Raw genomic sequence first — 22,676 nt, forward strand, 5'->3', positions numbered from 1 at the left:
TTTATAAATTATAACATGAAATTTGTTTATTCAAAAGTATATCTTTTTAATTTTGTTTCATATCAATAATCGACCAAAATATATAAATAATGTGTCATATTATTATTAAAATAATATAGATACCCTGATGTTTTTAATATATCCGAATGTATTTAGTCGTTTTATATATCAAGAATAAAGCTGTAATTGAATTTATTTTCAGACTGCATTAATTGATAAAAAAATGGAGAAGGGAAGTATTTATAATCTGTTTCAAGACAGAAAATGCAGTAGTTTACTATGAGATGGATATAATAATCCTCTTACTTTATTGGCCCGATATTAGGGCTGTAAAGTAAGAGGAGTTATCGAGAAAGTCTTAACCGATATAATGATTTAGGTTAAGACTTTTAGAATTTATTTTAGAATAGCCTTTTTATTAATTCTGAAAAGGTTATTCTTCCAGCAGAATTTCAAGTATCTGACAAGCAGATTTGGCAACAGAAGATCCCGGACCGAAAATTGCTGCGACTCCGGCTTTATATAAGAAGTCATAATCTTGTGCCGGAATTACACCGCCTGCAATGACGATGATATCTTCTCGTCCGAGCTTCTTCAACTCTTCCATAACTTGTGGAATTAATGTTTTATGCCCTGCTGCCAAGGATGAAACACCTAATACATGAACGTCATTTTCAACTGCTTGGCGGGCAGCTTCTGCCGGAGTTTGGAATAGCGGTCCCATATCCACGTCGAAGCCGCAATCGGCATATCCCGTTGCCACAACTTTTGCACCTCGGTCGTGTCCGTCCTGTCCCATTTTAGCAATCATGATACGAGGCTGGCGACCTTCTTTCTTGGCGAATTTTTCTGACAATTCTGTTGCCCGTACAAAATCCGCATCTTTTTTTGTTTCTGATGAATACACTCCTGATATAGTTCTGATAATTGCCTTATAACGGCCTACGACAGCTTCGCAGGCATCGGATATTTCTCCCAAAGTTGCACGTACTTTTGCAGCTTTTACAGCAAGGTCGAGCAAATTGCCTTTTTTGGTTTTCACGCATTCTGTAATAGCTTCCAGTGCAGCTTTTACAGCCGCTTCGTCACGATTCGCTTTCAATTCGTTTAATCGGGCAATTTGCTGTTTACGTACAGCCGTATTATCTACTTCGAGAATATCGATCGGATCTTCTTTTTCCAAACGATATTTGTTTACACCGATGATTGTTTGTTTACCTGAGTCGATACGAGCCTGAGTACGTGCGGCAGCCTCTTCTATTCTCAGTTTCGGAAGGCCGGTTTCGATAGCTTTAGCCATGCCGCCGAGTTTTTCAATTTCCTGAATATGTTCCCATGCCTTATGTGCCAATTCATTGGTCAGGGATTCTACATAATAAGAGCCTGCCCAAGGATCGACTTCTTTCGTTACATAAGTTTCTTCTTGAATATATATCTGAGTATTGCGAGCGATACGGGCAGAGAAATCTGTCGGTAATGCGATTGCTTCATCAAGGGCGTTTGTGTGTAGAGATTGAGTATGTCCTTGTGCTGCTCCCATCGCTTCGATACAAGTACGTCCGACATTATTGAACGGATCTTGTTCGGTCAATGACCATCCCGATGTTTGCGAATGGGTACGCAATGCAAGAGATTTCGGATTCTTAGGATTAAATTGTTTTACGATTTTTGCCCACAGCATACGAGCTGCCCGCATTTTTGCGATTTCCATAAAATAGTTCATCCCGATAGCCCAGAAGAAAGATAAACGAGGTGCAAAAGAGTCTATATCCATTCCTGCATTAACTCCGGCACGAAGGTACTCCAAGCCATCGGCGAGTGTATAAGCCAGTTCGATATCGGCAGTTGCTCCGGCTTCTTGCATGTGGTATCCCGAAATAGAGATAGAATTGAATTTAGGCATATATTGGGAGGTAAATTCAAAAATATCCGCAATGATACGCATAGAGAATTCCGGTGGGTAAATATATGTGTTGCGAACCATAAATTCTTTCAGAATATCATTTTGGATGGTCCCTGCCATTTCTTCCAATTTTGCCCCCTGTTCCAGCCCGGCGTTGATATAGAAAGCCATAATAGGGAGTACAGCCCCGTTCATAGTCATAGAAACGGACATTTTGTTTAAAGGAATACCGTCAAACAAAACTTTCATGTCTTCCAGACTGCAAATAGAAACTCCGGCTTTACCTACATCACCAACTACCCGTTCGTGATCGGCGTCATATCCTCGGTGTGTTGCCAAATCGAATGCTACGGAGAGTCCTTTCTGTCCGGCTGCGAGATTACGGCGATAAAATGCGTTCGATTCTTCAGCAGTGGAAAAACCGGCATATTGGCGGATAGTCCATGGACGCATAGCATACATACCGCTGTACGGTCCTCTCAAGAATGGAGGAATACCGGCTACATAATTCAGGTGTTCCATGCCTTCCAGATCGGCTTGTGTATAAATCGGTTTTACCGGAATCAATTCAGGCGTAATCCATTTGTCTTCAGGATTACAAGAGATGCTTCCTTTCCCGTTTTGGGCAAAAGCATCGGTTGTGATATTTATATTTTTGAAATTAGGTCTCATAATTTTACGATTTTCTTGATACGTTTTATAACGGTTAATGAATCGATAGTTTGGCATTGAAAGCCTTCAATGTATCCAGAACGTTGCTGCGTACGTTGATAAATTGGTCGATACCCTGAGCTTTCAGTTCTTCCATACATTCGGGAGCTCCTGCTACGACTAAAATGGCTTTGTCGCCTAATGCGGCTTTCGCTTCGGGAGCGAGAGTTGCATATTCATCGTCGCTTGAGCAAAGCACTACGATATCGGCTTTTGCTTCAATAGCAGCGTCTACACCTTCTTGTATGGTGTTGAAACCTAAATTGTCCACGATTTTATATCCGGCACATCCGAAAAAATTTCCGGAGAATTGGGAACGGGCGAGGCGCATGGCAAGATTACCGATTGTCAACATAAATACGACCGGTTGTTTATCTGATTTTTCAGTTGCTAAACGCAGTGTTTCGAAATCGCTGGCTCCCCGTTCGAAATGTAATGTTTCGTATTCGGGCTGACATTTATGCGATTCTCCTCCGCAACATCCGCAAGACGCTTTATCTTTGATTTTATCTGCCGCTTTTTCGTTGATATTCGGGTATTGATTAGTTCCCACCAAAATTTCTTTTCTTCGTGCGATTGCCATGTGACGGGCTTCGGCCGAAGCATTTACGGTTTGTTGAATGAATCCTTCTTTCAGTGCTGCATAGAATCCGCCTTTATCTTCAACTTCGAGGAATAATTTCCATGCTTGTTCTGCAATAGAAATAGTAAGATTCTCTATATAATATGAACCTGCTGCCGGATCTGTGATTTTATTGAAATGAGATTCTTCCCGGAGCAGAAGTTGTTGATTACGGGCGATGCGTTCCGAAAATTCATCCGGTTGTTTATAGGTAATGTCAAACGGGGTGACGGTCATAGAGTTTACTCCGGCAAGAGCGGCGGACATAGCCTCCGTTTGTGATCTTAATAAATTGACATGCGCATCGTAAATCGTCATGTTAAACTCGGATGTTTTTGCATGAGTTTCCATTTTTGCAGCACATTCGCAAGACGGTTTATAGGCCGATACGATTTGTGCCCATAACATGCGGGCTGCCCTGAATTTGGCTATCTCCATAAAATAGTTGGATGATATGCCGAAATTGAATTTAATGCGTTTGGCTACTTCATCTGCACTCAAACCGAGATCTGTGATACTGGCTAACCATTCGTTTCCCCAAGCCAGAGCAAATCCGAGTTCTTGGGAAATATAAGAGCCTGCATTGTTAAGCATTACGGCATCGACTGCAAGTACTCTGAATTTAGGTAAAGCAGCAGCGGCTTTTATGATTTCTGCACCTTTCTGTGCATATTCTTTAAAATCTCTTCCTCGTTTCAAAATACGTTTGAACGGATCAAAATTGATAGAACCCTTTATGTTTTCGGTATTGATGTTTTGCGATTTGAAATAATCCGATAGGGTCTCGATCAGTTTTAAACTGTTTTTAATGCACGAAGTGAAATTCAATTCGACATTTTCTACATCGATACCCGACAATAATATCGCTATATTTTCGGGAGTGATATTTTCGGCTTCGAGAGCGAAACCTAACGAAGTAATACCTTTGGTAAGCAGGTCTTTTGCTTTTGCGTTGGCATCTTTTACGTTTTCGACATGTATGTCTTGACGTACCAGCCATTCATTATCGCATTTAGTACCGCGAACATAAGGATATTCTCCGGGTAAAGAATTTGTGGTTTTTATATCCGCAATATCTTCTGCGCGGTACATCGGTTTTACGTTGAACCCTTCATTGGTTCTCCATACGAGTTTTTTGTTGAAGTCGGCACCTTTAAGGTCTGCCGTGACTTTTTCCATCCATTCTTCTGTAGAAACAGGAGGAAATTGGTCGAACAACTTTTCTTTACAATCTGCCATAGTGTTTATCTTGCAGTTTTGATTTAAGTTAAACATTCCTTTTCCTTAACACAATACGAACGTTTTTTATCTGCGGTAAAAAACGTTCGGCTTTGCTTTTCAGCAAAGAGCTTTTACAAAAATACAACATTCCTTTTCAATAAAGAAAATTTTCTGTAATAAAATGGATAAACTACATGTGCTAAAAATATAAAATATCGTGGTTGATAAGATCTGTTTCGTGAAATTTATCCCTTATATTTTATCCATTTTATAATTTCTGTATAACTCGTTTTTTTTCCGTACATGAGAATTCCTATTCGGTAAATTCTACCGGATATCCATATACTACATAATGCTGAAATACCTAATATTAGGAAAGACACTATTATTTCCCATAGAGGTATGCCGAAAGGGATTCTCACCATCATGACGATGGGGGAGGTAAAAGGTATCATAGAGCACCAGAAGGCTAAAGGTCCTTCAGGATTTTGGGCACTATATATTCCTGCATAAAGAGCAAATAATATAATTATTGTAATTGGTGTCATAAATTGTTGAGTGTCTGCTTCGTTATCAACTGCCGAACCTATGGCTGCGAACAAAGAAGCATATAGCATATATCCTCCGCTAAAGAAAAGAGTAAACCATATCAGAAGTTCCGCAAAAGGATAACTTTGCATTTGGTTCAAAGATTCTATATTATCGGTCGCTGCGCCAATAGACAGTTGGGAGGTGGTCGAAAATAGAATTATGACAGATAGAATAAGCCAAATTGCGAATTGAGTGAGGCCGGCCAATCCGATCGCTGTGATTTTTCCCATCATCAGTTCGAAAGGTTTTACAGAAGAGATCATAACTTCAACGATGCGATTGCTTTTTTCTTGGGTTACGCTTTGCATGACTTGTACACCGTAAAGAAGCAAAAACATGTATATGATGAACGTGCTGGCTATTCCGATGACAGATGATATTTCAGCGGAAGAACGACTCTTTGTCCCGTCTTCTCCGAATCGGATTTCCGGTATGTCGAGTTTAACTTGTAAATCGGCAATTATTTTCTGAATATTCTGAATTTGACAAGATGCCAATTTTTCGTTTTCGAGATAACGTTCGGCTTGCAGCGTAATATATTCTTTAAAGTTTTGACTGATCTGCTTTTCTGAATAGATAGCTATGGCTTGGGGATTTTGCAGCAGGTTTTCCGAAATGATTATGTAGGCATATACTTTTTCAGTATTGTCCGCTGGGCCACCGGTCATTCGATAATAGAATCGATATTGGGAAGTATCGGTAAACAAATTTTTATATGATCCGGTGTAATCCAATACGATTATATCATGAGTTTCGGTATCGTTTATTTTTGACATCCAATGGGGAAATGACATTAATGCGACAAATAAAAAAGGCATTAATAAAGTCATTGCAATAAATGACCGTTTTCTTACCCGGTTTAGATATTCTTGACGTATAATCAGATGCATTTTGTTCATACCGTTTAGATTTTAGAGCGTTTTTTCTCTTTCGACCGTTTCGATAAATATTTCGTTCATAGAGGGCAGTATCTCTTCAAATGCAGTTAACGAAAACTTTTCGGCAAGTTGAACTATCAAATCATTTATCGGAATATCATTTGTTTTTTTGAGTAATATTTCAGTTCCGTTAAAAGCCTCTTTCTCAGAAATTACTATATAATGGTTGTCAGAACTGGGAAACTTTCCGGAAGAAATCTTTATTCTGAAAAGATCTTTTTTATATTGTTCCCGGATTTTGAGTACTTCTCCTTGCAATACGACTTGAGAGCGATTTATGAGTGTTATTTCATCACATAACTCTTCGACCGAACTCATGTTGTGGGTAGAAAAGATAATTGTTGCTCCCCCTTTTTTCAGTTCGAGGATTTCACGTTTCAGTAACTCCGTATTTATCGGGTCAAATCCGCTGAAAGGTTCGTCGAATATCAATAAACGGGGTTCATGAATTACCGTTGTTATAAACTGTATCTTTTGCTGCATCCCTTTCGAAAGTTCTTCAATTCGGTATTTTTCCCAACGGTCTATTTCAAATCGAGTGATCCATTTTTTCATTCGTCTTTTAGCTTCATTGCGGGAGACACCTTTTAACTGAGCTAAATAGACAATATGTTCACCGACTTTCATTTTTTTATATAATCCTCGTTCTTCAGGCAGGTAACCTATGTGTTTTACATCTTCGGCGTTTAGAAGATGGTTGTCGAATAATACACTTCCGCTATCAGGGACTGTAATATGGTTGATGATTCGGATGAAAGTGGTTTTCCCTGCACCATTAGGGCCGAGAATTCCATATATACTGTTTTCCGGTATTTGCACGGAAACACCGTTCAGAGCCCTGTGCCCCTCGTATTCTTTGATGATGTCGAGAGCGTCTATAAGATACATTGTCTATTTTATTTAGGACTGACGATCCGCTCGCCTAATTGTTTTGCCAAAGCTGCTTTCAATGCATACAATCCATTCAGTTCAGACATGAGTTGAGTTGTTCGTTCCGGATTTTGTTCTTTGGCCGTTTTTTTAATTTCTTCTCGTATATGTTTTATATTCAAGGATGTAATAGCATCCTTTAGTTCGAATAATGCACGAGGAATCAGGTCTGCTAACTTTTCTTCTTCGCTTTCTATGGTCTGGAATTTTGTGTGTATTTTACTCAATTGATACTTTTCACTTACCAGATCAACGGCCAGACGACTGATTTCTTCATCGGGGTGAGCTAAAAAATAACGAGTCAAATGTTCTCCTTCTTGATCGAATATATGATTAATTTCGGCTATTACTTTTTTATATAACGGATGTTGGAATTCGATTTCATCATTTCGTAAATCGGTGAGTATATAGGGGATTACTTTCCACGTTTCCGTTTCTCCAGTCTCTTCATTTATTTCGGAAAATAAGTCGTGAAATCCGTATCGTATCATGTATCTCACCAAAGTCTTTTCAAATGGATCGAGAGGAGATGGAACTCTTTTCTCTTGTAAAACTCCTTGAGGAACACCCTGCGTTTCCGTTAATGTTTCTGTATCGTCATTCTGTGTACCTTCTTCTTGGGAATTTTGCTTGTCGGCAGAGGTCTCCGATAGCGTTTTTTTGTTAGGAGGAGTTCCGTTTTGCAGTTGGCTCAGTTTTATTTTATTGATTTCACGGAGCAATACCTCTTCGCTGATCTCCATGAGGCGACTGCATTCTTTGGTATATACCGAGCGTACGATAGTATCGGGGATAATAGCAATGCTTTGTACGATGTCCGATATTAATTCTGCCCGTTTAATGGGGTCGTTTCCTGCACTGTCTAATAATAAGTTGGTCTTAAAACGTATAAAATCGACTTCATGATTTTTTATATATTCCGTAAAAGATGAGGCACTTTGCTTTTTGGCAAAGGAATCAGGATCATCTCCATCGGGAAGAAGTACGACTTTAATGTTCATCCCCTCTTTCAAGATGAGGTCTATTCCTCTTAAAGAGGCTTTTATCCCAGCAGCATCACCATCATAGATAACCGTAATATTATTTGTGAAACGGTGAATCAGTCTGATCTGGCCCGGAGTAAGAGATGTTCCTGAAGAAGCCACTACATTTTCTACTCCGGCCTGATGCATCGATAAAACATCGGTATAACCTTCTACTAAAAAACAGTTGTCATTTTTTACGATAGACTGTTTTGCTTGATAGATGCCGTAAAGCACATTGCTTTTATGGTAAACTTCCGATTCCGGAGAGTTGACATATTTGGCTAATTTATCGCTTTTCCTTAACACTCGTCCTCCGAAAGCAAGGACCTTTCCGGATAGACTAAATACCGGAAAAATTACTCTGCCTCGGAAACGATCGCTTATGTAACCGTTTTGACCCTCCAGACAAAGCCCGGTTTTCAATAAATACTCTTCTTTATACCCTCTTTTTTTTGCTTCAATAGCAAGTGCATCTCGTTGTTCGAGGGAGTAACCCAATGCGAATTTGTGAATAATGTCGTCTCTAAATCCTCGTTCATGAAAATAGGCGAGTCCGACCGAACGACCTTCGGAATGTTGAAATAATATATTACTGAAATATTCTTGAGCAAAAGAATTAACGATGAGCATGCTTTCCCGGTCGCTTTTTATCTGTTTCTCTTCATCGCTGAGTTCTCGTTCTTCTATTTCAATGTTATATTTTTTTGCCAGATATTTCAGGGCTTCATAGTAGGAAAGTTGTTCATGTTCCATGATGAAATGCACGGCACTACCTCCCTTTCCGCAACTGAAACATTTGCAGATGCCTTTAGAAGGAGACACACTGAAAGATGGAGTTTTCTCATCATGAAACGGACATAACCCGACATAATTGACGCCGCGTTTACGCAATGTGACGAAGTCGGAAACAACTTCCAGAATATTTGCGCTGTCTATTATTTTATCGACGGTTGCTTGGTCTATCATGTAATCGAGATTTTAGTGTGGCGAAGATAACTATTTATTGTAAGGGTTGCAAAACAAAATTTGTAAAAACCGAGAGACTCGAGACCTCTTTTATGATTCTAATTTAACGGAAAATTTTAGAACAATCGTTTTCATCGGATTGTTATAATTTAAGGTCTGCCTAAAGATATGATTTCTGTATTGTAAAATTTAGACAGACTTTTAATAGATTCTAATGTTTTATTTAAACAAATAAGTATGAAATTACGAACTATTTTTTGCATGATCGCGTTATTGACATTGTTTTCTTTTGCATATATCGTTTCGATAAAGGCTTGTACCAGAGCTGTCTATTTAGGCGAGGGAGGAATGGTTGTTACCGGAAGAACGATGGATTGGAAAGAAGATCCTCAGTCGAATATTTATCTTTTTCCGAGAGGATTGCAAAAGCGGGCGGCTCTTCCCGGAAATAAAAATACCGTAACTTGGACATCGAAGTATGGGAGTGTATCTACTGCGGGATATGATATAGGAATATGTGACGGGATGAATGAAAAAGGTTTGGTTGCCAATCTGCTTTTTTTGACAGAATCATCTTATTATAGGCCGGATGATAATCGTCCGGTAATGGGAATCAGCATTTGGACACAATATGTATTGGATAATTTTGCTACGGTCGAAGAGGCTGTTGCCGGACTAAAAGATGATACTTTCAGAATCGATGCTCCCGATTTGCCGAACGGTGCAAAATCTACGTTGCATTTATCCGTATCTGACGCTACAGGAAATAGTGCGATCTTTGAATATATACAGGGACGACTGATTGTTCATGAAGGGAAAGATTGTCAAGTGATGACTAATTCTCCTACTTATGATAAACAGATGACACTGAATGATTATTGGAAACAGATAGGTGGGATGGTAATGTTGCCGGGAACGAATCGAGCTTCCGACCGATTTGTCAGAGCTTCATTCTATATTAATGTTATTCCTAAAACTTCAGATTTTAAATTAGCTGTTCCCGGAGTATTTAGTGTTATGCGTAATGTATCCGTGCCTTTAGGAATATCTGTTCCCGATCAGCCGAATATTGCATCTACCCGTTGGCGCACGGTCTCAGATCAAAAAAATAAAGTTTATTATTTCGAGTCGACACTTAATCCCGATGTATTTTGGGTCGATTTTAAAGATCTTGATTTTAATGTGGGTGCACCGATAAAAAAACTTTGGCTTACTAATGGAGAAATTTATGCAGGAAATGCTGCAGGACAATTTAAGAACTCATTGCCGCTTCCATTTTTATTTGGAATTTAGACTCTGTTTCAATTTTGTTTGGGTTCTGGCCTGATAATTTCTTTTAATTTTTTGTTTTTACGAGGAAGAGTCCTATTCGACGAATGAAAACACAAAGAAGATTTGACCCAATTACTTTACTTGAGATGATATGAAATTTTTTTGAGTTTTGAAAATTAAAACCGAGTCATGACTTCAAGAACAATTTTATCTTGTTCCGATTCTTTAGGTATTCCGGACGCTGAATAAAAATATTTTTCATAATTTAGTCGAATATCTGCAACGAACGGTTTGCCGATGCTGAATGTAAGTCCACCCGTTACTCGTTGTCTTTTATAATCGTTTATTTTTAGTTTACCGGTTTCTTCGTCGGCATATCCGTCGCTGTGGTCGGTCATAAAATCATAGCGGGCGAGGAAAGACATACTTTTAAAAATTCGGGGCAAGGGTAATTCATAACTCATGAAACTATTCATGGCATGAACATCCTTAAAAGCATTTTGCTCATATTGTTTATATAAATATTCACCCTCAATCAAGAATCTTTTATATCGGTATGAAAGACCGCCATCATACATATGAATACGGATCGACTCCGGTTTGATGGTTTGTGTACTGAATTCGATATTTAGTCCTTTTATAAAAAGGAGTTGAGCTTTGACAGAATAGTTCATTTCTTTGCGCCATTTTTTCTGGTTAGTTAACCCTGTTCCATTAAAAATTCCGGCTTCAATGATGAACGGGAAAACTTCTTTTAATTGATAGCATACCGTTGCACCTACGTCTCTGACGTTTCCTACCTGTTTGGCAATAAAAGACCGGTTGGCAAAATATTGTTGATGGGGAGAGCGATGTGCATCAATTGTGAAAGGCACTCGCATTTGTCCGATTGTGAAGTTGAGGCTTTTAATAGGAAATAGTCGGGTATAAGCATCCAGCATTTTGATACTACCTTCATCCGATAAATCTATTTCTGCTTTGTAAGCGACAGATGGGTGAACATTTCCGGTCAAGCTGAACCGGGCATTTCTTACTTCGAAACGACTTGCATTGATTTCCGGTTGATATTCATATTTTGCACGAATCGTTCCATGAATTTCGGGAATATAATCTGTTTTTTCCATTTTCTTTTTTTCGAGCTTTACGCCGTCTTCGTTCGCTTCGTTTTGTCCCGTTCCTCTAAAGGGTATTAAAAGTACGAAAAATAGTATTATAGCTTGTTTCATTATTATTTAAATAAACAGATGTATATATTGAAAATTTTTACAAAGGAAACTTTACAATGTGACAAATATATTACAAATATATGATAATGTTATAAAGAATAACAGTTATTTCAAATTTGTATCAAGGATATTTGATTGTTTCATAATTGTTATTTTGTTGGAATTGGAAGAAAATATTTGGCTTTTTATTTGGGGTTGGAGTACAAATGCTTCGTGATTTTTTATAAAATTTGAATGAGCTTTTTGAGCTAAAATATAATTAATGTTAATTTGGCTGATTTTTGTGTCGGAAAATTATGTTATATAACATATTGTATATACATTTGTACTGTGTTTTTCATGGTATTTAGATTTAAGGTTAACGAAGATTGGTTGTCGGGATGACAACCATTTCTTTTATATCCATATTTGTATAAAAAAGAATCGGGGAAAGAATAAAATAGGCTCGACAATCGTTCGTTGTAAAATCATTTTTGTTTTCTGTAGAAAATTTGTAGCACTGATTAATAATCAGAATAGCCGGAGTTTTTACCCGAGATGTCTCTTTTTTGACGAAAAGAGTGGAATAATTGTTGAAAAGCTCCGATAAGAAGATTTGTCTATTGTAAAAACTTAGAGTTACCTGTATTTTTACTTCAAAAATATTTCTATAAAATTTACGACAAGCTCTAAGAATTATATTCGATAAATCTTAATTATATATGAAAAAAAATGTTTTTCTCATTTGTTCATTGATACTATCAGGTATAGTATCGGCACAAACAATTTTGAAACCAGAGATTCCGGAAACTCGGTTTTCAGTGACCGATTATGGAGCATCGGCATCAGCTCTTGATAATACTGTTGCAATTCAGAAGACAATAGATGAGTGTAGTGCTGCCGGAGGGGGATCGGTAATTATTCCGGCAGGAACGTTTATGTGTGGCCCTATTGTAATGAAAAGCAATATAAATCTTGTTTTGGATGACGGATGTATTTTAAAAGCTCTTCCTTATGGGAAAGGAAACGGCATTGTTGAAGGGAGTTATCCGAATAATGGTAAGCCGGATCGTTATGCCCATCTTATTTCGGGTAAACGAGTTCAGAATATTAAGGTGAGTGGGAAAGGTGTGATCGAAGGAGACGGAAGTGCATGGTGGACGGCTTTTAGGGCAAACAGATCTATAAAAAGAGGTTGCCTGATTCGTTTCGATAATTGTAGAAATATAGAAATATGCGGTATCCGGTTGCAGAATGCACCGAATGTACACATAACGTTAGGACGAGGAAGTTCGGATATAACGGTGAGGGACATTACGATTGAAGCTCCGGATGAAGCTCCGAACAGTGATGGAATTGATGTTTGGGCTCCGAACGTTTTGATTTATAATTGTAATATCGCTTGTGGAGATGATAATATTGCAATGGATTCAGGAACAAAGAATATAACAATTCGGAAATGTAATTTTGGAAATGGACACGGATGCTCTATCGGAAGCTATACTGCCGGTATCGAAAATGTTCTGATAGATAGTTGTTCTTTTAAAAATACCGAATCAGCTATTCGGATGAAAAGCAATCGCTCGAGAGGGGGAGGAGAGAAAAATATTATATACTCGAATATTACTATTGATAATGTAAGAAAACCTATATTTATTACGAGTTATTATCCGAAGACTCCGAAAGATGTTACAGAAGATTCGGCTGAAGAGGTCACTGCCACAACACCTTCATGGAATAATATTTTTTTACGTAATATAGAAATTTATGATTGTGAATATGCCGGTATTATATGGGGAGTGCCGGAACTTCCTATTCGAAACGTTGTATTCGATAATGTAAAAATTAGGGCAACAAAAGGTATGGAAATAAATTATGTTTCAAACATTTCTTTTATTAACGGGTCTTCAATATCTGTAAAAAAGGGAGATGCTGTCAAAGTTTATGAATCTGCTCCGGAAGGAATAGATTTTAGTTCGGGTAAACCTGTGAGTAAGTAATTTTGTTTGAAAATATCGATAAAAAAGGATGTAATACCGGTATTACATCCTTTTTATCTCAATCTATTACAAACTCTCTTCTAATATGATTAAGGTAATAAATGTGATACCAATAATAGTCATTATAATAGTACCTGCTACCTTTTTTAATTTGTCGAATTGAGGATTTCGGTATCCCCATTCATCATATTTCGAGAATCTGGAGATTAATTTTTTCATTGTTATCAATTTTACTATAGCGGTTAAAGATAGTTTGATAACAATTTCTTTTCAGAAAAGGTTGACAGGCTGAAGCCTATTTTATATAGAATTAAAAAAGGTCCGATTTATTTACCTATGTAACTATGGCCGTATTGCTCTGAAGATTTTTTATTGATAAAATTGATAAATAACTGATTTATCTCAGAGTTATCGCCTTGATTTTGAACAAAACAGAACTCTCTTTCGATTGTGAAATCTTGAAAATCGATGATTCTGAATTCTCCGTTCATCAGTTCTTTACTGACCGAATAAATAGAGAGTAATCCGACACAATCCGAATGTCTTAAAAATGATTTTATTCCTTCTGTCGACCCCATATGCATAAGTACGTTGAGTGAAGAATATTTTATACCGTATTTTTGTAAATTTTCTTCTATAAATTGTGTTGTGCCAGATGTATGCTCTCTAAGTATTAGTGGTAGTTCTTTGATTTTAGAAAGAGGAAACGGGCTGTCTCCCCAACGGGCTGTGTTTCTTACGATCGCAACTATTTCGTCTTTCAGAAATGGAGAATATTTTAAATAAGGCTTTCTCGAAGGTCCTTCAATCAGTCCGATGTCAATCTTTTGTGCATGTAGCATATTTTCTATTTCAAGAGTATTATGCATCTGTAGATCAAGAGATATATCTGGATATTCTTGACAAAATTGAGCTAAAAATGCCGGAAGGATATATTGTGCGATCGTTAGGCTTGCTCCGATATGTATTTGTCCCACCTCTTTATTATTTAGTTGATGCATTTTATAATTTAGCTTACTGTATTCAGATAGAATGGTATCACAATGTTTTAGTAAAATAATTCCGGCTGCCGTTAGTGCGATTTTGTTTCCGACACGATCAAACAACCGTGTGTTATAGATTGACTCTAACTCGCGGATATGTTTGGTTACAGCAGGTTGTGAAATTTGTAGTTCTTGGGCAGCTTTGGTAAAACTGAGATTCCATGCGACACGTTGGAATACTTTCAATCGGAAGTCATACATATCGGACATAATATTGAGTATTACATTAAATAAGGTGTTAAGTATTTAGTGAGCAGGTAACCTCCTCCTAATAACCATAAAAACAATATTGCAGCTAATATAAAAGGCTTTAATCCGGCTTTTTTGAATTTTTCTATACTGGTTTCTGCCCCGAGAGCAGTCATTGCCATAGTTAACAAAAAGGTATCTAATCTATTAATGAAATCGATAAATGGTTCGGGTAGTAAATTAAACGAATTGAAGCCTATAACGGCTAAAAATCCGAAAGCGAACCAAGGGACAGCAACTTTGGATGATCGGTTTGGATCGTGGGCATCTATCCCGACACGTCTCCTGATTTTTGCAATTGCTCTTGACATCGAATAACTTATAATCAATAAAACCGGAACGAGCATGATGACACGTATCATCTTGACGATAATGGCAGAGTCAGATATCTCTTTTCCCATCGAATTTCCAGCTCCGGCTACATGAGCGACTTCATGTAAAGTTGAACTCGTATAAATTCCCATTTGTTCAGGTGTAAGATCTATAATTCCATGATTATACAATGCCGGATACAGAAACATTGATATAGTCCCGAAGATGACGACCGTAGAAACAGCAACAGCAGTTTTATATGGTTTACTTTTTAGGGTAGCTTCTGCTCCTAATACCGCAGCTGCCCCACATATTCCACTACCGACAGATGTTAAAAGAGCTATACCTCGATCTATTTTTAGAAGTTTTCCGATGTAAATACCTCCGTAAATAGTTACGGTAACGATAATTGCGTCAATGATAATTGCCGGAAGTCCGACTTCGATGATATTTTGAAATGTGAGTCTGAAACCGTATAGAATGATACCCAATCTGAGAAGTCGCTTAGAGCAGAATAAAATACCGGGAACCCATGTTGTGGGTAGCTGATTGCGTAAACTGTTGGCATAAAGCATACCTAAGATAATACCTACTAATTAGCGGGCTGAGTGAAAGTTTTTGGATAAACGGCATATCTCCTATATAGAATGCAGCGCACGAAAAGAGTGCGATCAATAAAATTCCATGCAACATACTGCCTTTTTTTTCACTTAATTTCATTTTTTTTCTTCGATTTTTGATTGGTTAGACATGTGCAAATGAATGAAATTTTATTGAAATAACAGATATACATCTGTTTATCTTGAATAACTTTTTGTTATATCTTTAGACGGACTCTTAAATGTTAAATATTATCAGAACCTTTTATAGAATGCTAAGATAAAGATTTTGAAGAATAATGAAAACTATACTGATAACTTTTATTTATTATTGGGAAATTCTTCATTCTTTATTTTCAGGAAAAATATTATATCAATATTTTTTACAGTTTTTCTGATTTATTTTTTTTTTTTTTTTGAATTTCAGCGGATTGAAAAATATAAAAAAGACCTGAATCAAGCGAAACCAGGTCTTTTTTTATAGCAGTTATAGTAAGTCGTCGATATAAAAAACTCAGACTTGCGTAAACTAAGGACTCACAAGTGAATGAAGTTTTTTTAAGATCTTGGACGAGCTTCTTTTACGATCATAGTACGGCCTTCGAATTCAGAACCGTTCAATTCTTCGATAGCTTGTTTCGCTTGGGCGTCGTTGTTCATTTCAATAAAAGCAAAACCTTTTGATTTACCGGTTTCGCGGTCTTTGATAATTTTTACGGATTCGACAGCACCGTATTCTTCAATCACTTGTTGCAAGTCTGCTTCCTTAACACGATAGTTAAGGTTTCCAATGTAAATGTTCATAAAAATAAAAAAATAAATTAGTGAAAAAACTTGAACAGTTGCGGGTCTGGAAAATAAAGCTTGTAGTCATGCAATAAGTTACATGAGCGATTCACTAAATAGTGCAAACCAACTCTTATTCGATTACAAAGGAAAATATAAATTTCGGATATGCAAGCGATTCGTCTTTAATTTTTTGAAATACTTCATTTTATCTGTGAATTATGCTTTTACTGAAAACTTTTTGTTACAAAATTGTAAAAGAAGTTTGATTATCGGAAGAATACAGTTACTTTTGCGCTGCCAAAATGTACACGATATTATTTGATAACAGTGTAAAGTATCGCACGTTTTAGCGGTATGGCAAGATTAAAAAGTAAATTTTAATAATAATAATTCGTTAGGAATGAACGTTTCACAACAAAACATTGACAAAGTATCTGCTGTAATCAAAATTGAGATTACAAAAGCTGATTATCAAGAAAAAGTTGACAAAGCTTTACGCGCTTATCGTCAGAAAGCAAATATTCCGGGATTTCGTAGAGGTATGGTTCCGATGGGGATGATACAGAAAATGTTTGGAAAATCGGTATTGGCTGAAGAATTCAATAAACTCGTTTCTGAATCGTTATTTAACTATATTCGTGAGAATAAACTCAATGTTTTGGGTGAACCTATGCCGGTTGCAGATCAGCCGGAAATTAATTTTGACGGGCAAGAAGATTTTACAGTTTCGTTTGATGTGGCTTTAGCTCCTGAAATTTCTGTGAATCTGTCTAAAGAGGATTGTGTAAACTATTATAATGTAACGGTTGACGATACGATGGTCGAAAAACAGTGTGAGGCATTAGCAAACCGTTTCGGTACACAAGAACCTGTGGAAGTTGCAGGAGAAAAGGATATGATTCGCGGGAAATTTATAGAGTTGGATGAAGCCGGAAATGTCAAAGACGGAGGAATCGTTGTAGAATCGGGAATTATTTCGCCTAATTACTTCAAAAATGAAGATGAGAAATCAAAATTTGCCGGTGTAAAAGTAGGTCAAAAAGTCATCTTCAACCCAGCAAAATCATGTGATAATAATGAGGTGGAATTAGCTTCGATGCTTCATATCAAAAAAGAAGAAGCTGCGAATATGAAATCTGATTTTGAAGTAGAAGTTACTAGTATTCTCGGATTTAAACCGGCTGAAATGGGGCAGGAGCTTTTTGATAATGCATTTGGTAAAGATGTCGTAAAGACAGAAGAGGAATATAAAGCGAAGGTGCGTGAGATGATCGAAAATCAAATGAAGCCGGAGAGTGATTATAAATTCGGTCTTGATGCACGTAAAGTTTTAGAGAATAAGGTTGGAGATATACAGTTGCCGGATGCTTTGTTAAAGCGTTGGTTGGTGACTACCGGAGAGAAACGTACTGCCGAATCGGTAGAAGAAGAATATCCTAAAATGGTTCCGGATTTGAAGTGGCAGTTGATTAAAGAACAAATTGTTAAAGATTTCAATATAAAAGTTGAGGATGCCGACATTTTAGATATGGCACGTAAAGTTACTCGCGCGCAATTTGCTCAGTACGGAATGATGAATGTACCTGAAGATTTGCTCGACAAATATGCGACCGATATGCTGAAAGATAAAAAGATGGTTAGTAACATTGCAGAGCGTGCAACAGAAGAGAAAATCATTGCGACTATTAAAGGTGCTGTAACCTTGAATGAAATCGCTGTTTCTGCTGATGAATTCTATAAAATGTTCGAAACAAAATAAGTTGAACAAAATAAGATGAGAACCCGCCCGCCATCAGACGTGGCGGGTTTCTTTTATGTTGGTATGACTGTGTTTTAAACAATATTAAAGATTATGGCCTTTTTTAATGTTATTCCGGATAAAATAAATTTGCGGAATACATGATTTTATTTATACCTTTGTTTGAAAACTATAAATTAATCAAGAAGGAAAACGTATGACAAACGATTTTAAAAATTATGCCACAAAACATTTGGGGATGAACGGGCTCGCGTTAGATAAATATATAGATATAACCAGTAGTTATATTTCTCCGACAATTATAGAAGAACGCCAGCTGAATGTTGCTCAAATGGACGTATTTTCTCGTTTGATGATGGACAGGATCATCTTTTTAGGCACTCAAGTCGATGATTATACTGCTAATGTGATTCAAGCTCAATTGCTTTATCTTGATTCTGCAGATCCGGGTAAAGATATTTCTATATATTTAAATACACCGGGAGGGAGTGTGTATGCGGGTTTGGGAATATATGATACGATGCAATATATTGCAAGCGATGTTTCTACTATTTGCACAGGTATGGCTGCATCTATGGGGGCGGTGTTACTTGTGGCCGGAACAAGAGGAAAACGTTTTGCATTGCAACACTCGAGAGTGATGATTCACCAACCTATGGGCGGTGCACAGGGACAGGCTTCGGATATAGAAATTACTGCTCGGGAGATACAGAAGCTTAAGAAAGAACTTTATACGATTATTGCTGATCATTCGGGAAATACTTATGAAAGAGTAGAAAAAGATTCTGACCGGGATTATTGGATGACTGCAGCAGAAGCGAAAGAATATGGAATGATCGATGATGTGCTTACTAAAGCGAAATAATGTGAAGAAAAAGAACAAGAAAATAGGAAATGACAAAACAAATAAACAAATGTAGTTTTTGTGGCCGCTCCGAAAGAGAAGTTGAGATGTTGCTTACGGGAGCTACAGGTTTTATCTGCAATGATTGTGTCGAGCGAGCGCATGAGATGATAGAAGAAATTCTCAAAAAGAATAAGACTGTTAATTCAGGATTAGGCTTTACTAAAGAAGATCTGCCCCGCCCTCAGGAGATCAAGAAGTTTTTAGATCAATATGTGATCGGACAGGATGCGGCAAAACGCTATTTGTCTGTTGCGGTATTCAATCATTATAAACGATTGTTGCAGAATGCCGATTCGAAAAAAGATGATGTTGAGATTGAGAAATCGAATATCATTATGGTAGGGCATACCGGTACGGGAAAAACTCTTTTGGCAAAAACGATAGCTCGCATGTTGAATGTTCCGTTTACGATTGTCGATGCCACAGTTTTAACAGAAGCCGGTTATGTAGGAGAGGATATCGAAAGTATATTGACCCGTTTATTACAAGTCGCCGATTATAACGTTGAAGCAGCAGAACGAGGGATTGTATTTATTGACGAAATCGATAAAATTGCCCGTAAAGGAGATAACCCTTCTATTACGAGAGATGTTAGTGGGGAAGGTGTGCAGCAGGGGTTGCTTAAACTTCTCGAAGGATCGGTCGTTAATGTTCCGCCTCAAGGTGGACGGAAACATCCCGACCAAAAAATGATTGCCGTAAATACTAAAAATATCTTGTATATTTGCGGTGGAGCGTTTGATGGTATAGAGAAAAAAATCGCACTTCGGCTCAATACGCAAGTAGTGGGATACGGAGCTGATAAGAAACGTCAGGAGATAGATCGCAATAATATGTTGCAGTATATATCTCCTCAGGATCTAAAGGCGTTCGGTCTTATTCCGGAAATTATAGGTCGGTTACCGTTACTTACTTATTTAGACCCGTTGGATAAAAATGCTTTACGTAGAATACTTACCGAACCGAAGAATTCTATTATTAAACAATATGTCCGTTTATTTGAAATGGATGATGTGACATTGACATTTGATGACGATGTCCTTGATTATATTGTGGAAAAAGCGATCGAATTTAAATTGGGTGCTAGAGGATTGCGCTCTATTGCGGAAACGATTATGATGGATGCAATGTTTGATATGCCTTCGTCCGATGAAAAAACGTTGCATATTACCCGAAAGTATGCAGAGGAAAAGCTGAAAAAGGCGAATATGCATGCTTTGCATTAAAAAAGATTCAAATAAATTGGTTATTTTGCAGACTTGTTTATAAATTTGTTTACGAGGTTTCTCCTAATGAGAAAATTATGATCGTCTTCTGACTGTTAATCATTACATTATATGGCAACAAGAACAAATTTGATAGAAGAGTTGAAGAAGAATTTCGGATTTGATACCTTTAAAGGAAATCAAGAGGCGATAATTCGGAATTTGCTTGATGGTAAAGACACATTTGTGCTGATGCCTACGGGCGGAGGTAAGTCTTTATGTTATCAGTTGCCCTCGTTATTGCTCGATGGCACAGCTATTGTCATATCACCCCTTATCGCCTTGATGAAAAATCAGGTGGATGCAATGCGTAATTTCAGTGAGGAAGATGGTGTGGCGCATTTTATAAACTCGTCTTTGAATAAAGCTGCAATAGATCAGGTAAAAGATGACATTATGGCGGGACGTACCAAGTTATTGTATGTAGCTCCCGAATCTCTTACCAAAGAAGAAAATATAGAATTTCTTAAACAAGTAAAAATATCATTTTATGCTGTGGATGAGGCGCATTGTATTTCGGAATGGGGACATGACTTCAGACCTGAGTACCGGCGCATACGTCCTATAATTAATGAAATAGGTTCTCATCCGTTGATTGCTCTTACAGCAACAGCAACGCCTAAGGTACAACACGATATTCAAAAAAATCTTGGGATGATTGATGCGGAGGTCTTTAAATCTTCCTTTAATCGTCCTAATCTTTATTATGAAGTGCGTCCCAAAACGCAAAACATTGATCGAGACATTATCAAATATATCAAATCCCAATCAGGTAAGTCGGGAATTATTTATTGTCTGAGCCGGAAAAAAGTCGAGGAACTTGCCGAAACATTGAAAGTTAACGGTATAAATGCACTTCCGTACCATGCCGGTATGGACTCTACTACTCGGACTCAGAACCAAGACGCTTTTTTGCTTGAGAAGGTGGATGTAATAGTAGCTACTATCGCATTCGGTATGGGAATTGATAAACCCGATGTTCGTTTCGTTATCCATTATGATATTCCGAAAAGCCTTGAGGGATATTATCAGGAAACCGGACGTGCCGGACGAGATGGCGGCGAAGGTCAGTGTATAACGTTTTATATGAACAAAGATCTGCAGAAATTGGAGAAATTTATGCAGGGAAAACCTATTGCTGAACAGGAAATCGGGAAGCAGTTATTGCTCGAAACAGCAGCTTATGCTGAATCATCGGTGTGCCGAAGAAAATTGTTGTTGCATTATTTCGGGGAAGAATACGGAGAAGAAAACTGTGGAAATTGTGACAATTGTTTAAACCCTAAGAAACAAGTGGAAGCTCAAGATTTACTTTGTGCAGTTCTGGAAACTGTAATAGCTCTGAAAGAAAAATTTAAAGCCGATCATGTGATCGATGTATTATTGGGAAAAGAAACGACCGAAGTCCTTTCGTATCATCAAGAAGATCTTGAGGTGTTCGGATGCGGTCAAGGTGAAGAGGAAAAAACGTGGAGTGCAGTAATACGACAGGCATTGATAGCCGGATATTTGGATAAGGATATTGAAAATTACGGGCTGCTGAAAGTTACGAAAGCCGGACATGCATTTCTCAAAAAGCCGGTATCATTCAAGATCGTGGAGGATAACGATTTTGATGATGTTGAGGAAGAAGTTCCGATGAAGGGAGGAGCTACCTGTGCCGTAGATCCTACTTTATATGCTATCTTAAAAGATTTGCGTAAGAAAATAGCCAAGAAATTGGAGTTGCCTCCTTATGTTATATTTCAGGATCCTTCGCTCGAAGCTATGGCGACGACTTATCCCGTAACTATTGAAGAATTGCAGAATATACCGGGAGTCGGGGCTGGAAAAGCCAAACGTTACGGTGAAGAATTTATTAAAGTTATAAAGACGCATTGTGACGAAAACGAAATAGAACGTCCTGAAGATTTGCGTGTGAGAACGGTTGCCAATAAATCGAAAATGAAGGTTTCTATTATTCAAGGTATCGACCGTAAGATCGCACTTGATGAATTGGCAGAGTCGAAAGGTCTTGAATTTACCGATCTTCTTGACGAAGTAGAAGCAATAGTGTATTCTGGAACAAAAATCAATATCGACTATTTCTTGCAAGAAGTAATGGATGATGACCATATTTATGACATATTTGAATATTTCAAAGAAGCGGACAGCGATGATCTCGAAGCGGCAATAGAAGAATTGGGTCGTGATTATACAGAAGAAGAGATACGTCTGGTACGAATTAAATTCCTTTCCGAAATGGGAAACTAAACAAAATTAGAAAAAAGTCATAATGGCCGGAGAGTCTGCAATCAGAGTCTTCCGGCCATTGTCGTTTGAAAGTACTTATTTTTAAAAACCATTAAAAAATAAAATCTTTACGTATA

15 protein-coding genes and 1 pseudogene are annotated in these 22,676 nt (G+C 37.6%); 6 read left to right on the forward strand and 10 right to left on the reverse strand.

Annotated features, from left to right (window positions below; translation table 11 throughout):
- Positions 1 to 433 precede the first annotated feature (433 nt).
- From scpA to dnaG, 5 genes are all read right to left on the reverse strand, one after another.
- Positions 434 to 2,575 carry a methylmalonyl-CoA mutase gene (gene scpA, locus AC0UMU_RS02500; RefSeq protein WP_009319392.1) on the reverse strand — a complete coding sequence of 714 codons (2,142 nt, stop codon included), beginning with the start codon at positions 2,573 to 2,575 and terminating at the stop codon, positions 434 to 436.
- A 34-nt stretch (positions 2,576 to 2,609) separates the two neighbouring features.
- Positions 2,610 to 4,475, reverse strand: a complete 1,866-nt coding sequence (mutA, locus tag AC0UMU_RS02505; RefSeq protein ID WP_009319393.1) for a methylmalonyl-CoA mutase small subunit — start codon at positions 4,473 to 4,475, stop codon at positions 2,610 to 2,612.
- 227 nt (positions 4,476 to 4,702) lie between these two features.
- Entirely contained in the window at positions 4,703 to 5,947 is a 1,245-nt protein-coding gene (locus AC0UMU_RS02510; protein ID WP_195595965.1) for an ABC transporter permease, read from the reverse strand.
- A 12-nt stretch (positions 5,948 to 5,959) separates the two neighbouring features.
- Positions 5,960 to 6,874, reverse strand: a complete 915-nt coding sequence (locus AC0UMU_RS02515; protein WP_195595966.1) for an ABC transporter ATP-binding protein — start codon at positions 6,872 to 6,874, stop codon at positions 5,960 to 5,962.
- 8 nt (positions 6,875 to 6,882) lie between these two features.
- The gene (gene dnaG, locus AC0UMU_RS02520; protein WP_122303793.1) at positions 6,883 to 8,907 is read right to left on the reverse strand and encodes a DNA primase; all 2,025 of its coding nucleotides are present in this window, start codon (positions 8,905 to 8,907) and stop codon (positions 6,883 to 6,885) included.
- Positions 8,908 to 9,168: 261 nt separating this feature from the next.
- Here dnaG and AC0UMU_RS02525 point away from each other — a divergent pair, with 261 nt between their 5' ends.
- The gene (locus AC0UMU_RS02525; protein WP_022601598.1) at positions 9,169 to 10,200 is read left to right on the forward strand and encodes a linear amide C-N hydrolase; all 1,032 of its coding nucleotides are present in this window, start codon (positions 9,169 to 9,171) and stop codon (positions 10,198 to 10,200) included.
- A 155-nt stretch (positions 10,201 to 10,355) separates the two neighbouring features.
- Here the strand turns inward: AC0UMU_RS02525 and AC0UMU_RS02530 are convergent, their stop codons facing one another.
- Positions 10,356 to 11,405, reverse strand: a complete 1,050-nt coding sequence (locus tag AC0UMU_RS02530) for a porin (RefSeq protein WP_278714466.1) — start codon at positions 11,403 to 11,405, stop codon at positions 10,356 to 10,358.
- A 701-nt stretch (positions 11,406 to 12,106) separates the two neighbouring features.
- Here AC0UMU_RS02530 and AC0UMU_RS02535 point away from each other — a divergent pair.
- Positions 12,107 to 13,384, forward strand: a complete 1,278-nt coding sequence (locus AC0UMU_RS02535) for a glycoside hydrolase family 28 protein (RefSeq protein WP_473979858.1) — start codon at positions 12,107 to 12,109, stop codon at positions 13,382 to 13,384.
- Between the two features lie 66 nt (positions 13,385 to 13,450).
- Here the strand turns inward: AC0UMU_RS02535 and AC0UMU_RS02540 are convergent, their stop codons facing one another.
- The 4 genes and pseudogenes from AC0UMU_RS02540 to AC0UMU_RS02555 all read right to left on the reverse strand — a co-directional run bounded on the left by AC0UMU_RS02540 (position 13,451) and on the right by AC0UMU_RS02555 (position 16,391).
- A complete protein-coding gene (locus AC0UMU_RS02540) occupies positions 13,451 to 13,603 on the reverse strand; it encodes a hypothetical protein (protein WP_009319402.1) in 153 nt (50 codons plus the stop codon).
- A 107-nt stretch (positions 13,604 to 13,710) separates the two neighbouring features.
- Positions 13,711 to 14,628, reverse strand: a complete 918-nt coding sequence (locus AC0UMU_RS02545) for a LysR family transcriptional regulator (protein WP_278714363.1) — start codon at positions 14,626 to 14,628, stop codon at positions 13,711 to 13,713.
- A 20-nt stretch (positions 14,629 to 14,648) separates the two neighbouring features.
- Positions 14,649 to 15,708, reverse strand: a pseudogene (locus AC0UMU_RS02550) (YeiH family protein).
- 437 nt (positions 15,709 to 16,145) lie between these two features.
- Positions 16,146 to 16,391 carry an RNA-binding regulator gene (locus AC0UMU_RS02555; RefSeq protein WP_009319405.1) on the reverse strand — a complete coding sequence of 82 codons (246 nt, stop codon included), beginning with the start codon at positions 16,389 to 16,391 and terminating at the stop codon, positions 16,146 to 16,148.
- Positions 16,392 to 16,776: 385 nt separating this feature from the next.
- On the opposite strand from AC0UMU_RS02555, the gene tig reads away from it, so the two are divergent.
- The 4 genes from tig (at position 16,777) to recQ (ending at position 22,560) form a co-directional block, all read left to right on the forward strand.
- Complete coding sequence (gene tig / locus AC0UMU_RS02560) at positions 16,777 to 18,135, forward strand: trigger factor (RefSeq protein ID WP_278714349.1); 1,359 nt, start codon at positions 16,777 to 16,779, stop codon at positions 18,133 to 18,135.
- Positions 18,136 to 18,331: 196 nt separating this feature from the next.
- Positions 18,332 to 19,000 carry an ATP-dependent Clp endopeptidase proteolytic subunit ClpP gene (gene clpP, locus AC0UMU_RS02565; RefSeq protein ID WP_009319407.1) on the forward strand — a complete coding sequence of 223 codons (669 nt, stop codon included), beginning with the start codon at positions 18,332 to 18,334 and terminating at the stop codon, positions 18,998 to 19,000.
- A gap of 29 nt (positions 19,001 to 19,029) precedes the next feature.
- A complete protein-coding gene (gene clpX / locus AC0UMU_RS02570) occupies positions 19,030 to 20,268 on the forward strand; it encodes an ATP-dependent Clp protease ATP-binding subunit ClpX (protein WP_009319408.1) in 1,239 nt (412 codons plus the stop codon).
- Positions 20,269 to 20,379: 111 nt separating this feature from the next.
- Entirely contained in the window at positions 20,380 to 22,560 is a 2,181-nt protein-coding gene (recQ, locus tag AC0UMU_RS02575) for a DNA helicase RecQ (protein ID WP_022601589.1), read from the forward strand.
- The last annotated feature ends 116 nt before the right edge of the window (positions 22,561 to 22,676 follow it).

This window comes from Coprobacter fastidiosus (genome assembly GCF_982245605.1).